We start from the raw sequence: 14,801 nt of genomic DNA on the forward strand, positions 1-14,801 counted from the left end.
GCCGGCGCCCATTTTTCCGACCGCAGCGTTCGGAACGCGGCAGGCAGACCGCCGCATCGATCTTTATAGCCTTCTTTATCCGACCCTTCCGCACACGGTTCCCCGGAACGTGCATCCCTGCGGATTTTCAACTCAAAAACTGATTACCGGTTTTATCCGAAGACATCGGAAACCCAGCCTTACGGAATGCCGAACCGGACCGGCGCGCCCGAATGCCGCCCGTCCACGAGGTGATCATGAAAAGAATGTTATTCAACGCAACGCAGGCCGAAGAGCTGCGCGTTGCCATCGTCGACGGACAAAACCTGCTGGATTTGGACATCGAAACGCTGGGCAAAGAACAGCGCAAAGGCAATATCTACAAAGGCATCATTACCCGCATCGAGCCGTCGCTGGAAGCGTGTTTCGTCGATTACGGAACCGACCGCCACGGCTTTTTGCCGTTTAAAGAAGTATCGCGTTCGTATTTCCTCGGCTACGAAGGCGGGCGCGCGCGCATTCAGGACGTGCTCAAAGAAGGCATGGAAGTCATCGTCCAAGTCGAAAAAGACGAGCGCGGCAACAAAGGCGCGGCGCTGACCACCTTCATCAGCCTCGCCGGACGCTATCTGGTATTGATGCCGAACAATCCGCGCGGCGGCGGCGTATCCCGCCGTATCGAAGGCGAAGAGCGTCAAGAACTCAAAGCCGCGATGGCGCAACTCGACATTCCGAACGGCATGAGCATCATCGCGCGTACCGCCGGCATCGGCCGCAGCGCGGAAGAGTTGGAATGGGACTTGAACTACCTCAAACAACTCTGGCAGGCGATTGAAGAAGCAGGAAAAGCGCATCACGACCCCTACCTGCTCTTTATGGAAAGCTCGTTGCTCATCCGCGCCATCCGCGACTACTTCCGTCCCGACATCGGCGAAATTTTGGTGGACAATCAAGAAGTTTACGACCAAGTTGCCGAGTTCATGAGCTACGTCATGCCGGGCAACGCAGGTCGTCTGAAACTCTACGAAGACCACACGCCGCTGTTTTCCCGCTTCCAAATCGAACACCAGATCGAAAGCGCGTTCTCGCGCAGCGTCAGCCTGCCCTCCGGCGGCGCGATCGTCATCGACCACACCGAAGCCCTCGTCTCCATCGACGTGAACTCCGCACGCGCCACACGCGGCGCGGACATCGAAGACACCGCCTTCAAAACCAATATGGAAGCTGCCGAAGAAGTCGCCCGACAAATGCGCCTGCGCGACTTGGGCGGCTTGGTCGTCATCGACTTCATCGACATGGAAAACCCCAAACACCAGCGCGATGTGGAAAACGTCCTGCGCGACGCACTCAAAAAAGACCGCGCCCGCGTACAGATGGGCAAACTCTCCCGTTTCGGACTTTTGGAATTGAGCCGCCAACGCCTGAAACCCGCTTTGGGCGAAAGCAGCCACGCCGCCTGTCCGCGCTGCGCCGGCACCGGCGTGATCCGCGGCATCGAATCCACCGCCCTGCACGTTTTGCGCATGGTTCAGGAAGAAGCGATGAAGGACAACACCGGCGAAGTGCGCGCCCAAGTGCCCGTCGATGTCGCCACCTTCCTGCTGAACGAAAAACGCGCCGAGCTGTTTGCAATGGAAGAGCGTTTGGATGTGAACGTCGTCCTGATTCCGAACATCCACCTCGAAAATCCGCACTACGAAATCAACCGCATCCGCACCGACGACGTAGAAGAAGACGGCGAACCGAGCTACAAGCGCGTTGCCGAGCCTGAAGAAGACGAATCCGCCAAACCTTTCGGCGGCGAAAAAGCCAAAGCCGCCCGCCCCGAACCCGCCGTCAAAGGCGTGCGCCACACCAGCCCCGCCCCGACTGCCGCCCCCGAGAAAAAAACCTCCTGGTGGGACAGCTTCAAAGCATGGCTCAAACGCATTTTCGGCGGCAGCGAAACCCAAGCCGTACCCGCTGCCGAAACCTCCGAAAAACGCAGCACGGCAAACCGCAGCGGCAGCCGCGCCAACAACCGCTGCCAAAACCCGCGCCGCAGCAAACGCGAAGGCAGCAAAATAGAAGTCCGCGAAGCGGCGGGCAAAACTGCCGGACAGAAAGCGCGCGCCGACAAAGCCGAAACGCGCAACAACGGCAACCGCCGCCGCAACGAACGCGGCGACCGTGCCACCGAACGCGCCAACGAAGCGGAAATCCAAAGCCGCAACGTACAGCCTGCCGCACCCGTTGCAGATGCCGCACCGCCCGAAACCGAAGGTCAAACCGGAAAACGCCGCCGCAACGGCAGCCGCAACGAACGTGGCCAAACCGCACCGGAAACCGCCGCCGTTGCCGAAACAGCCGTTCAGACAGCGGAAAACACGCCGCCCGAACCGTATACCGCAGAAGACAAAGGCAGCAAGCCCAAATCCGAACGCAACCGCCGCGAACGCGACAGCCGCGATGCCAAAGAACGCCGCGAACGCAACAATCAGCGCGACCGCCGTCAAAACGGCAAAAAACGCAATATCCCGTCTGCCGCCAAAATCGAGCAGTACCTGAATATTCACGACACCGCCGACAAAGTCCGTTCCGCCGCCGCGCACGTTTTCGGCGAAACCGACGCAAACGCGCCGATTACCGTCAGCATTGCCGATCCGCTCATCGCCACACCCGTTCAGACGGCATCTTCCGCCGTTTCAAACGGCGACGCACTGATTTATGATGCGGCGGAAAAAATCCGCCGTGCCGCCGCCGACATCCTGCCCGAAGGCGCGGCACCGAAAGCCGCAGCACAGGAAATGCCGTCTGAAACCGCAACCTTTACGGCTGCGGCGGAACAGGCACGGGAAACCGCACAAACCGGCGGACTCGTCCTGATCGAAACCGACCCTGCCGCATTGAAGGCATGGGCGGCACAACCCGAAGTCCAAGCCGGACGCGGTTTGCGCCGTTCCGAACAGCCAAAACCGTCTGAAGCCGCAACCGTCCCTGCCGAAGAAATGATCCAAGTCGAAACCCGGCAAGGCTGAACCGACGGCGGCAAAAAGAGGTTCTGTTCCGCAGAACCTCTTTTTGCATGGTTTCGGATACCTGCAATACCGTCTGAAACTTCGCCATTCCCGTGATTCCCGCCACCTTTCGTCATTCCCGTGAAAACGGGAATCTAGAACCTCAAACTTTCGGATAACCTTTGAATATTGCCGCCGCCCGAAGGTCCGGATTCCCGCCTGCGCGGGAATGACGGGTCTTTTATCATCTTTAAAGGCTGCCGCGCGCCATCTCGACGGCGGTCTCCACGGCAGTTATCAGGCTGCCGGAGTCCGCCCTGCCGGTTGCCGCCAAATCGAGCGCGGTGCCGTGATCGACGGAGGTGCGGATAAAGGGCAGCCCCAGCGTGATGTTCACGCCCTGCCCGAAGCTGTGGTATTTCAACACGGGCAGCCCTTGGTCGTGGTACATCGCCAATACGGCATCCGCACCTTCGAGCATAAACGGTTGGAACAATGTGTCCGCCGGATACGGGCCGGCGAGGTTTATCCCTTCGCGGCGCAGGTTTTCGAGCGCGGGGATAATGGTGTCGGTTTCTTCGTGTCCGAGGTGTCCGCCTTCGCCGGCGTGGGGATTGAGTCCGGCGACTAGGATTTTGGGATTTTTGATGCCGAATTTGTGTTTTAAGTCGTGATGCAAAATGCGTGCGACGCTTTCAATCAGCGGTTGCGTGATGGCGGCGGCAACGTCTTTCAGCGGCAGGTGGGTCGTTACGAGGGCGACGCGCAGGCCTTTGCCGGCAAGCATCATCACGACCTGCCCCGTGCCGCTTTTTTCCGCCAGATATTCGGTGTGTCCGCTGAAAAAACCTGTGCTTGCGCGCGCGGCGTTGATGATGCCTTTGTGCAGCGGCGCGGTAACGATGCCGTCGAAAATGCCGTCTGAAATGCCTGCGAGCGCGGTGTCCAAAAGTTGCAGCACATAGGCGGCGTTGGCGGGATTGAGCCACCCTGCCTCAACCGCTTCGGCGGCAGGGATGTGCAGCACTTCCAGCCCGCCTTCTCCGTGCGCGCCGCCTGATTCCGGATCGAAGTCGCGCAGGACGACGCTTTTGCCCAAGGCTTCGGCGCGCGCGCGCAACAGGTGTTTGTCGCCCAATACCGCGCAGCGGCAGGGCAGGCGTGCAAACGCCAAGTCCAAACAAATATCAGGGCCGATGCCGGCAGGCTCGCCGGAAGTAACGGCAAAAACAGGCTGTTTCATCGTGTTTGCTCCAAACAAAACGCGATTCTAACGCCACAGGCGCGCGGCGATGTAAATTTTTCTGATTTTGTTGACAATCTGCTAGAATGGGCGTTTACAAAATTTAAACCCTGCTTGCATACCGCCATATGTGCGGGTTTCAACTTTAAGGAAGCGATATGAACGAGAACTTTACCGAATGGCTGCACGGCTGGGTCGGCGCCATCAACGATCCGATGTGGTCATACTTGGTTTATATGCTTTTGGGTACGGGGCTTTTCTTCACCGTAACCACGGGCTTTGTCCAATTCCGCCTGTTCGGGCGCAGCATCAAAGAAATGCTCGGCGGCCGCAAACAGGGGGACGACCCTCACGGCATCACGCCGTTTCAGGCATTTGTAACCGGCCTTGCCAGCCGCGTGGGCGTGGGCAATATCGCGGGCGTGGCAATCGCCATCAAAGTCGGCGGGCCGGGCGCGGTGTTTTGGATGTGGGTAACCGCCTTAATCGGCATGAGTTCGGCGTTTGTCGAATCTTCGCTGGCGCAGCTCTTTAAAGTCCGCGACTGCGACAACCACCATTTCCGGGGCGGCCCTGCCTACTACATCACGCACGGTCTGGGGCAGAAATGGCTGGGCGTGTTGTTCGCCCTGAGCCTGATTTTCTGTTTCGGTTTTGTGTTTGAAGCGGTTCAGACCAATACCATCGCCGATACCGTCAAAGCGGCGTGGGGCTGGGAGCCTCATTATGTCGGCGTCGCCCTGGTGATTTTAACCGCACCGATTATCTTCGGCGGCATCAGGCGCATATCCAAAGCGGCGGAAATCGTCGTGCCCCTGATGGCGGTTTTGTACCTCTTTATCGCGCTTTTCATCATTTTGACCAATATTCCGATGATTCCGGACGTGTTCGGTCAGATTTTTTCGGGCGCGTTCAAATTCGACGCGGCAGCAGGCGGCTTACTCGGCGGTCTGATTTCGCAAACGATGATGATGGGCATCAAACGCGGCCTGTATTCCAACGAGGCGGGTATGGGTTCCGCGCCGAACGCCGCCGCCGCCGCCGAAGTGAAACACCCTGTTTCGCAAGGTATGATTCAAATGCTGGGCGTGTTTGTCGATACCATCATCGTTTGTTCTTGCACCGCCTTCATCATCTTGATTTACCAACAGCCTTATGGCGATTTGAGCGGTGCGGCGCTGACGCAGGCGGCGATTGTCAGCCAAGTGGGGCAATGGGGCGCGGGTTTCCTCGCCGTCATCCTGTTTATGTTTGCCTTTTCCACCGTTATCGGCAACTATGCCTATGCCGAGTCCAACGTCCAATTCATCAAAAGCCATTGGCTGATTACCGCCGTTTTCCGTATGCTGGTTTTGGCGTGGGTCTATTTCGGCGCGGTTGCCAATGTGCCTTTGGTCTGGGATATGGCGGATATGGCGATGGGCATCATGGCGTGGATCAACCTCGTCGCCATCCTGCTGCTCTCGCCATTGGCGTTTATGCTGCTGCGCGATTACACCGCCAAGCTGAAAATGGGCAAAGACCCCGAGTTCAAACTTTCCGAACATCCGGGCCTGAAACGCCGCATCAAATCCGATGTTTGGTAAATCCCACCCTTACCGGAGCCGCTTCCCCGCGAAGCGGCTTTTCCCTTTCCGCGCACTGTAAAAACAGGGCGAACAGGCGTACAATCCCAACCCTTTACTTTTGAATCCGTTTCGTTTTTCAGACGGCATCCTGCTTGGAATGCCGTCTGAAAAACCGATAGGCAATACACACATGACCCACATGATTTACCCCAAAACCTACGATGTCATCGTCGTCGGCGGCGGACACGCCGGCACGGAAGCCGCGCTTGCCGCCGCCCGTATGGGCGCGCAGACGCTTTTGCTCACACACAATATCGAAACGCTCGGACAAATGTCGTGCAACCCCTCTATCGGCGGCATCGGCAAAGGGCATTTGGTACGCGAACTCGACGCGCTCGGCGGCGCAATGGCGTTGGCAACCGACAAATCAGGTATCCAATTCCGCCGCCTGAACGCCAGCAAAGGCGCGGCAGTACGAGCCACGCGCTCGCAGGCAGACCGCATCCTGTATAAAGCCTCCATCCGCGAAATGTTGGAAAACCAAGAAAACCTCGACCTTTTCCAACAAGCCGTCGAAGACGTAACACTCGAGGGCGAACGCATCAGCGGCGTGATCACCGCGATGGGCGCGGAGTTTAAAGCACGCGCCGTGGTGCTGACCGCAGGCACGTTCTTGTCCGGCAAAATCCACATCGGTTTGGAAAACTACGAAGGCGGCCGCGCCGGCGACCCAGCCGCCAAATCGCTCGGCGGACGTTTGCGCGAATTGAAGCTGCCGCAAGGCCGTCTGAAAACCGGCACGCCGCCGCGTATTGACGGACGCACGATTGACTTTTCCCAACTCACCGAACAGCCCGGCGACACGCCCGTTCCCGTCATGTCCGTGCGCGGCAACGCCGAAATGCACCCGCGCCAAGTGTCCTGCTGGATTACGCATACCAACACGCAAACCCACGACATCATCCGCTCAGGCTTCGACCGCAGCCCGATGTTTACCGGCAAAATCGAAGGCGTGGGTCCGCGTTATTGTCCGTCTATCGAAGACAAAATCAACCGCTTCGCCGACAAAGACAGCCACCAGATTTTCCTCGAACCCGAAGGTCTGACCACGCACGAATACTACCCCAACGGTATCTCCACCAGCCTGCCGTTCGACATCCAAATCGCGCTCGTGCGCAGTATGAAGGGTCTTGAAAACACCCATATCCTGCGCCCCGGCTACGCCATCGAATACGACTACTTCGATCCGCGCAACCTCAAAGCAAGCCTCGAAACCAAAACCATTGAGGGACTGTTTTTCGCCGGGCAAATCAACGGCACGACAGGCTATGAAGAAGCCGCCGCGCAAGGATTGCTGGCGGGCGCGAACGCCGTGCAATACGTCCGCGGACAAGATCCGCTCCTGCTGCGCCGCGAACAAGCCTACCTCGGCGTATTGGTGGACGACCTCATCACCAAAGGCCTGAACGAACCTTACCGGATGTTTACCAGCCGCGCCGAATACCGCCTGCAACTCAGGGAAGACAACGCCGATATGCGCCTGACCGAAGACGGCTACAAAATCGGCTTGGTGGGTGAAGCGCAATGGCGCATGTTCAACGAAAAACGCGAAGCCGTCGAACGCGAAATCCAACGTTTGAAAACAACGTGGTACACGCCGCAAAAACTCGCCGAAGACGAACAAATCCGCGTGTTCGGACAAAAACTCAGCCGCGAAGCCAACCTGCACGATTTGTTACGCCGCCCGAACCTCGATTACGCCGCGCTGATGACGCTCGAAGGCGCGATGCCGTCTGAAAACCTCTCTGCCGAAGTCATCGAGCAAGTCGAAATCCAAGTCAAATACCAAGGCTATATCGACCGCCAAAACGAAGAAATCGACAGCCGCCGCGACATCGAAACCTTAAAGCTGCCCGACGGCATCGATTACGGCAGAGTCAAAGGCTTGTCGGCCGAAGTGCAACAAAAGCTCAACCAGCACAAACCCGAAACCGTCGGGCAGGCAAGCCGCATTTCCGGCGTTACGCCTGCCGCCGTCGCACTGCTGATGGTGCATTTGAAGCGCGGGTTTAAAGACGCGAAATAAACACATCGGTACGATGCCGTCTGAAACCATTTTCAGACGGCATCGTACCATCCCGACAGGAAACATCATGCACATACTGACCGCCGGCGTGGACGAGGCAGGACGCGGACCTTTGGTCGGCAGCGTGTTTGCCGCCGCCGTCATCCTTCCGGAAACATTCGACCTGCCCGGACTGACCGACTCCAAAAAACTCAGCGAGAAAAAACGCGACGCGCTTGCCGAAATGATTAAAGAACAGGCGGTCGCGTGGCACGTCGCCGCCTCCACGCCCGAAGAAATCGCAAGCCTCAACATCCTGCACGCCACCATGCTCGCCATGAAACGTGCCGTTTACGGTTTGGCTGCGCGTCCCGAAAAAATATTCATCGACGGCAACCGCATTCCCGAACATTTGGGCATCCCTGCCGAAGCAGTCGTCAAAGGCGACAGCAAAATCATCGAAATCTCCGCCGCATCCGTTTTGGCAAAGACCGCACGCGATGCGGAAATGTACGCACTGGCGCAACGCCGTCCCCAATACGGTTTCGACAAACACAAAGGTTACGGCACAAAGCAGCATCTGGAAGCCCTCAAACAATACGGCGTGCTGCCCGAACACCGCCGCGACTTCGCCCCCGTCAGAAACCTGCTCGCGCAGCAGGCCTTGTTTTAAACCGGCACAAAAATGCCGTCTGAACTTCAGACGGCATTTCCAGCATCGCAACTTCAAAGAGAAAGAACCCAAACCGTCATTCCCCCGCAGGCGGTAATTTAGTTTTTTGGGTTTCAGTTGTTTTTAAGTTTCGGGAAACTTCCCAACCGTCATTCCCGCGAAAAACAGAAAATCAAAAAAACCTAAAATCCGTCATTCCCGCGCAGGCGGGAATCCAATCCGTCCGGTTTCCGTTTTTTTTTTGAATTTCAGGTAACTTCCAAACCGCCATTCCCGCAAAAGCGGGAATCTAGAAACTCAAAGCTGCAAGAATTTATCAAAAATGACTGAAACTCAAAAAACCGGATTCCCGCGAAAACAGGAATCCGGAGTCTCAGGGTTGGAAAAACCGTTTTTCCCGATAAGTTTCCGTACCGACAGACCTAGATTCCCGCCTGCACGGGAATGACGATATTTCAGTTTTGTGTTTTTGATTTTTTTGTTTTTGCGGGAATGACGATATAGCGGATTAACAAAAATCAGGACAAGGCGGCGGGCCGCAGACAGTACAGATAGTACGGAACCGGTTCGCCTGGTGCTTGGGCACCTTAGGGAACCGTTCCCTTTGAGCCGGGGCGGGGCAACGCCGTACCGGTTTTTGTTAATCCGCTATAAATGACGATATTAAGTATTTTTATTTTAATCCGCCATATTAACGCACCCGGCCAAACAGCATAAAGGCACGGGCAGCCCGATTTGGATTGACCTATTTCCCCGACACCCTCGCCGCCAGCTCGTCCGCCAAGGCAAGATACGCCTTGGCACCCTTTGCCTGCGCGTCGTAAGCCATAACCGGCATACCGTGGCTCGGCGCTTCCGCAAGGCGGATATTGCGCGGGATGGCGGTTTCAAAAAGCAAATCCCCGAAATGGCTGCGCAACTGTTCGCTGACTTCGGCAACCAGCCTGCTGCGGCTGTCGTACATCGTGCGCACGATGCCCGTGATGTCCAAATCGGGATTGACCGCCTGACGGATTTTGCGCACGGTCGCAATCAAATCGGAAATCCCTTCCAGCGCGTAATATTCGCACAACATCGGCACAATCACGCCCCCCGCCGCCACCAAGCCGTTAAGCGTCAACAGCGTCAGCGAAGGCGGACAGTCGATCAGGATAAAGTCGTAATCTTCCGCCACTGCCTTGAGCGCGTTTTTCAAACGCACTTCCCGGGCGATTTCCTGCACCAGCTCGATTTCCGCACCGGCCAGCGCGCGGTTCGCACCCAGCACAGCGTATCCGCCCTCTTTGCTGCGTACCGCCGCCGACTGCACGTCCGCATCGCCCAATAAGACCTGATAAACGCCGGACTGCAAACCCGCCTTGTCGATGCCGCTGCCCGTCGTCGCATTGCCCTGCGGATCCAAATCGACCACCAGCACGCGTTTGCCGCGCGATGCCAGCGAAGCCGCCAAATTTACCGTCGTCGTCGTTTTGCCCACACCGCCCTTCTGATTGGCGATGGCAAGGATGTTCGCACTCATGTCCCGCCCGTGTCCCGTCTGATGTTGAAAAAAAGAAAAACAGTGCGGAATTTTACCTTTATCCGCACAAAAAAGGTATTCATGCCGTCTGAAGCGCGCTCAACGCTTGCTCAGGATGACGATATGGCGTTCCGCATCCAAGCCCGGCACGTCGAGCCTTTGGACTTTTTCGACGCACACATCCTGCGGCAGGCGGCCGATTTCCCCCTGCGGATATACGCCCTTCATCGCCGCCCAGTAGCCGCCGTCTTTCAACAGGTGCGCCGTCCACGACACAAAATCCGCCAGTTCCGCAAACGCACGGCTGGTAACCACGTCGGCACGCACGTCCGAAACCGCCTCCACGCGCCCCGACACCACGCGCACATTGTCCAACCCCAACTCGATAGCCGCCTGCCGCAAAAAAGCCGTTTTCTTCGTATTCGCATCCAACAAGGTTATCTGCACATCCGGACGGCACACCGCCGCCGGAATGCCGGGCTGGCCGCCGCCCGAACCGACATCCAGCATCGTCTGTGCGCCTTCGATATAGGGCAGCAGCGTCAGGCTGTCCAAAAGATGATGGACAATCATTTTTTCCTCGTCGCGCAGGGCGGTCAGATTGTAGGTTTTGTTCCACTTTTTCAACAAATCCACATAGGCCAAAAGCCTGTCCTGCGCCGTTTCCGAAATATCCGGCCCCATCGCGGCAATGCCTGCACGCAGGCGTTCTTTACGTTCCATATCTGCTTCCTGTCCATATTCAGGCGTAATGTTAGCGGAAAAACATGCCGTCTGAAACCGCGTATCGGGTTTCAGACGGCATTTCCGTTCCGTCCTATTTTTTCCTGTGGAACACCACAGGCTGCACCGGCGCGCGCGTCAGGCGTTTCGGCAGCGTCAGCATAGACACCAGCCACACGGCAAACGCATATTCCGACACCGCCTCCCCGCTCAGCCCGCCCAAGGCGGCACTGCCCAACAACAGCTTGAAAATCCAAGCCACCGCCGCGCAAGCCGCCACGCCCGACAGAAACAGCGCGTAACGCGAATGCCGCCGCATCATCTTTTTGTACGCCAGTTTCGTCAGGCCCGCCGACACAACCACATTCAAAAACGCAAGCACACCGAACACAAACCAAACAGTGCCGTCCCAACCGCCACGCCGGCCGAATCCGCCGTCCGACACCGACACCAGCAGCCCCGCCCGTCCGAACGCACATGCAAAGGCATCATGCACCGCCAACGCAAACGGCAGCGTCAAAAACACCAGCCCCGCAAACAGGGTCGCATAAGGATATTTCTCGTTCACAAACATCGCCGTCCCCCCTCTTCCGAAGCAGGCCGCATTATACCGCGCACCGCCTTGCCGCCCGCCCGAAAAGTTGCACAAACAACCGTTTATATATATCATAACGAAAAACGCCGGTGTAGCTCAGTCGGTAGAGCAGCGCATTCGTAACGCGAAGGTCGGGGGTTCGATTCCCTTCTCCGGCACCAATACCAAGCACAGACCCTCCCTCGGGAAGCCTGTGCTTTTTCACATTTCCGCTTCAGACGGCATCCGATATGAACTCCTCGCAACGCAAACGCCTTTCCGGCCGCTGGCTCAACTCCTACGAACGCTACCGCCACCGCCGCCTCATACATGCCGTGCGGCTCGGCGGAGCCGTCCTGTTCGCCACCGCACTCGCCCGGCTACTCCACCTCCAACACGGCGAATGGATAGGGATGACCGTCTTCGTCGTCCTCGGCATGCTCCAGTTCCAAGGCGCGATTTACTCCAAGGCGGTGGAACGTATGCTCGGTACGGTCATCGGGCTGGGCGCGGGTTTGGGCGTTTTATGGCTGAACCAGCATTATTTCCACGGCAACCTCCTCTTCTACCTGACCATCGGCACGGCAAGCGCACTGGCCGGCTGGGCGGCGGTCGGCAAAAACGGCTACGTCCCTATGCTGGCGGGGCTGACGATGTGCATGCTCATCGGCGACAACGGCAGCGAATGGCTCGACAGCGGCCTGATGCGCGCGATGAACGTCCTCATCGGCGCCGCCATCGCCATTGCCGCCGCCAAACTGCTGCCGCTGAAATCCACACTGATGTGGCGTTTCATGCTTGCCGACAACCTGGCCGACTGCAGCAAAATGATTGCCGAAATCAGCAACGGCAGGCGTATGACGCGCGAACGTTTGGAGCAGAATATGGTCAAAATGCGCCAAATCAACGCACGCATGGTCAAAAGCCGCAGCCACCTCGCCGCCACATCGGGCGAAAGCCGCATCAGCCCCTCCATGATGGAAGCCATGCAGCACGCCCACCGCAAAATCGTCAACACCACCGAGCTGCTCCTGACCACCGCCGCCAAGCTGCAATCTCCCAAACTCAACGGCAGCGAAATCCGGCTGCTCGACCGCCACTTCACACTGCTCCAAACCGACCTGCAACAAACCGCCGCCCTCATCAACGGCAGACACGCCCGCCGCATCCGCATCGACACCGCCATCAACCCCGAACTGGAAGCCCTCGCCGAACACCTCCACTACCAATGGCAGGGCTTCCTCTGGCTCAGCACCAATATGCGTCAGGAAATTTCCGCCCTCGTCATCCTGCTGCAACGCACCCGCCGCAAATGGCTGGATGCCCACGAACGCCAACACCTGCGCCAAAGCCTGCTTGAAACACGGGAACACGGCTGACGGCCGGACACGATGCCGTCTGAAACGCCTGCCGCTTCAGACGGCATCGGTCCGATAAACACCCTGACGGTTTTGCTATAATCTGCCGCAAAACCCCAAGGAAAAACCATGAACATTATCGATGCCATCATCAATTTGGCTAACAACCCTGTTGTCGGGGTCGAATCCCATTCTCAAAGCAACAATCGTGCCAATCAGGCAGGTGATGCTTTGGAAGAATATGTAAAAGACTTGTTTTCCGGCAGTTTCAACCTAAATGAAACCCAACGCATAGCCCGACACGCAAAAGTATTCTCATATTTGGGCAACAACTCCAACCCTCCTGATGCCATGTTGCGAAACGGGGATGCCATCGAAGTTAAGAAAATTGAAAGTAAAGATTCCGCACTGGCGCTGAATAGCAGCCACCCAAAATCAAAGCTCTCTGTTGATGACAGCATGCTTACAAAAGCCTGCAAAGATGCGGAAAAATGGGAAGAGAAAGACATTATCTATAATTGTCGGCGTCGTTGACAAAAAGAAAAACCTCAAACACTTGGCAATGGTTTACGGAATCGACTACTGCGCCGATGCCGAATGCTATTTGAAGATAAAAAATCAAATTAAGGAAGGAATCGGCAACATCGGCGGCATACAGTTTGCAGAAACCAAAGAGCTGGGCAGGGTCAACCGCATTGATCCGCTCAACATAACTTATCTGAGAGTACGGGGTATGTGGGGAATCGAAAATCCATGGTTTGTCTTCAACTATATTTACCAACGGAATATGGAAAAAAGTTTCAATTTCATGGCCATTATCAACGAAGACAAATGGAACAGTTTTAACAATACAGACAAGCTGCTTGCCATACAGGATTCCAAACTGGCCATTTCCGACATTAAAATTAAAAATCCCAACAACCCGGCGCGATTAAGAAATGCAAAACTCATCACCTACCACTTATAATCCTATGAAAATCATTAGTTTGTTTAGCGGTTGCGGCGGTTTGGATTTGGGTTTCGAAAAAGCGGGATTTGAAATCCCCGCCGCCAACGAATACGATAAAACCATTTGGGCAACCTTCAAGGCAAACCATCCAAAGACCCATTTGATAGAAGGCGATATACGCAAGATTAAAGAAGAAGATTTCCCTGAAGAAATCGACGGGATTATCGGCGGCCCACCCTGCCAGTCTTGGTCTGAAGCGGGAGCTTTGCGCGGCATCGACGATGCGCGCGGACAGTTGTTTTTCGACTACATCCGTATTTTGAAAAGCAAACAGCCAAAATTCTTTTTAGCGGAAAACGTCAGCGGAATGCTGGCAAACCGCCACAACGGAGCCGTACAAAACCTGCTGAAAATGTTTGACGGATGCGGATACGACGTAACCTTGACTATGGCCAACGCCAAAGACTACGGTGTAGCACAGGAACGCAAAAGGGTCTTCTACATCGGTTTCCGTAAAGACTTGGAAATAAAATTTTCTTTTCCAAAAGGTTCGACGGTCGAAGACAAAGACAAGATTACATTGAAAGACGTTATTTGGGATTTGCAGGACACAGCCGTACCTTCCGCCCCGCAAAACAAGACCAACCCCGACGCAGTCAACAACAACGAATATTTTACCGGCAGTTTTTCCCCTATTTTTATGAGCCGGAACCGAGTTAAAGCGTGGGATGAACAGGGTTTTACCGTCCAAGCTTCAGGCAGGCAGTGCCAACTGCACCCGCAAGCCCCAAAGATGGAAAAGCACGGGGCAAACGACTACCGTTTTGCTGCCGGCAAAGAAACACTATATCGGAGGATGACGGTACGCGAAGTCGCAAGAATCCAAGGCTTTCCCGACAACTTCAAATTCATCTATCAAAATGTCAACGACGCATACAAAATGATTGGCAACGCCGTCCCCGTCAACCTTGCCTACGAAATTGCAGCGGCAATTAAAAAAACCCTAGAAAGGTGAAACACCCTTCCTACAGGCATCTGCCTTGTCGTCATGCCCGAATAACGGTACTATTCGCAGTTAACGGTCTTTATGCCGTCTGAACGGCTTGGAGCGCGTTCGAACGGCTGCCCGCCTACCTTATCTTACCGAAAGAACA

General features: G+C 56.1%; 12 protein-coding genes and 1 tRNA gene. 9 read left to right on the forward strand and 4 right to left on the reverse strand.

Features of this window, described 5'->3' with window-relative positions; all coding sequences use genetic code 11:
* Positions 1–236 precede the first annotated feature (236 nt).
* Positions 237–2,996, forward strand: coding sequence for an Rne/Rng family ribonuclease (locus DFR77_RS01510; RefSeq protein WP_113852027.1), 2,760 nt, complete (start codon positions 237–239; stop codon positions 2,994–2,996).
* A gap of 229 nt (positions 2,997–3,225) precedes the next feature.
* Here DFR77_RS01510 and pdxA read toward each other — a convergent pair whose 3' ends face one another.
* The gene (pdxA, locus tag DFR77_RS01515) at positions 3,226–4,218 is read right to left on the reverse strand and encodes a 4-hydroxythreonine-4-phosphate dehydrogenase PdxA (protein ID WP_003690006.1); all 993 of its coding nucleotides are present in this window, start codon (positions 4,216–4,218) and stop codon (positions 3,226–3,228) included.
* 158 nt (positions 4,219–4,376) lie between these two features.
* On the opposite strand from pdxA, the gene DFR77_RS01520 reads away from it, so the two are divergent.
* From DFR77_RS01520 to rnhB, 3 genes are all read left to right on the forward strand, one after another.
* On the forward strand, positions 4,377–5,804 hold the full coding sequence (locus DFR77_RS01520) for an alanine/glycine:cation symporter family protein (RefSeq protein WP_003690336.1): 1,428 nt from the start codon (positions 4,377–4,379) through the stop codon (positions 5,802–5,804).
* A gap of 172 nt (positions 5,805–5,976) precedes the next feature.
* Complete coding sequence (gene mnmG, locus DFR77_RS01525; RefSeq protein WP_113852028.1) at positions 5,977–7,872, forward strand: tRNA uridine-5-carboxymethylaminomethyl(34) synthesis enzyme MnmG; 1,896 nt, start codon at positions 5,977–5,979, stop codon at positions 7,870–7,872.
* Positions 7,873–7,939: 67 nt separating this feature from the next.
* The gene (rnhB, locus tag DFR77_RS01530) at positions 7,940–8,524 is read left to right on the forward strand and encodes a ribonuclease HII (protein WP_010359364.1); all 585 of its coding nucleotides are present in this window, start codon (positions 7,940–7,942) and stop codon (positions 8,522–8,524) included.
* A 745-nt stretch (positions 8,525–9,269) separates the two neighbouring features.
* On the opposite strand, the gene DFR77_RS01535 is transcribed toward rnhB, so the two are convergent.
* The 3 genes from DFR77_RS01535 to DFR77_RS01545 all read right to left on the reverse strand — a co-directional run bounded on the left by DFR77_RS01535 (position 9,270) and on the right by DFR77_RS01545 (position 11,340).
* Positions 9,270–10,043, reverse strand: coding sequence for a ParA family protein (locus DFR77_RS01535; protein ID WP_003690014.1), 774 nt, complete (start codon positions 10,041–10,043; stop codon positions 9,270–9,272).
* Between the two features lie 99 nt (positions 10,044–10,142).
* Positions 10,143–10,766, reverse strand: a complete 624-nt coding sequence (rsmG, locus tag DFR77_RS01540; protein WP_003690016.1) for a 16S rRNA (guanine(527)-N(7))-methyltransferase RsmG — start codon at positions 10,764–10,766, stop codon at positions 10,143–10,145.
* A gap of 94 nt (positions 10,767–10,860) precedes the next feature.
* Positions 10,861–11,340, reverse strand: coding sequence for a hypothetical protein (locus DFR77_RS01545; RefSeq protein ID WP_003696173.1), 480 nt, complete (start codon positions 11,338–11,340; stop codon positions 10,861–10,863).
* Positions 11,341–11,446: 106 nt separating this feature from the next.
* Here DFR77_RS01545 and DFR77_RS01550 point away from each other — a divergent pair.
* The 5 genes from DFR77_RS01550 (at position 11,447) to DFR77_RS01570 (ending at position 14,662) form a co-directional block, all read left to right on the forward strand.
* Positions 11,447–11,522: transfer RNA gene (locus tag DFR77_RS01550), tRNA-Thr, on the forward strand.
* Positions 11,523–11,591: 69 nt separating this feature from the next.
* A complete protein-coding gene (locus tag DFR77_RS01555) occupies positions 11,592–12,719 on the forward strand; it encodes an FUSC family protein (RefSeq protein ID WP_003690020.1) in 1,128 nt (375 codons plus the stop codon).
* Between the two features lie 108 nt (positions 12,720–12,827).
* The gene (locus DFR77_RS13605) at positions 12,828–13,232 is read left to right on the forward strand and encodes an NgoPII family restriction endonuclease (protein WP_003696175.1); all 405 of its coding nucleotides are present in this window, start codon (positions 12,828–12,830) and stop codon (positions 13,230–13,232) included.
* Positions 13,150–13,665, forward strand: coding sequence for an NgoPII family restriction endonuclease (locus DFR77_RS13610; protein ID WP_003698988.1), 516 nt, complete (start codon positions 13,150–13,152; stop codon positions 13,663–13,665). The genes DFR77_RS13605 and DFR77_RS13610 overlap by 83 nt, the downstream gene beginning before the upstream one ends.
* 4 nt (positions 13,666–13,669) lie before the next feature.
* On the forward strand, positions 13,670–14,662 hold the full coding sequence (locus DFR77_RS01570) for a DNA cytosine methyltransferase (protein WP_003690024.1): 993 nt from the start codon (positions 13,670–13,672) through the stop codon (positions 14,660–14,662).
* Positions 14,663–14,801 lie beyond the last annotated feature (139 nt).

This window comes from Neisseria gonorrhoeae, assembly GCF_003315235.1.
GTDB lineage: Bacteria > Pseudomonadota > Gammaproteobacteria > Burkholderiales > Neisseriaceae > Neisseria > Neisseria gonorrhoeae.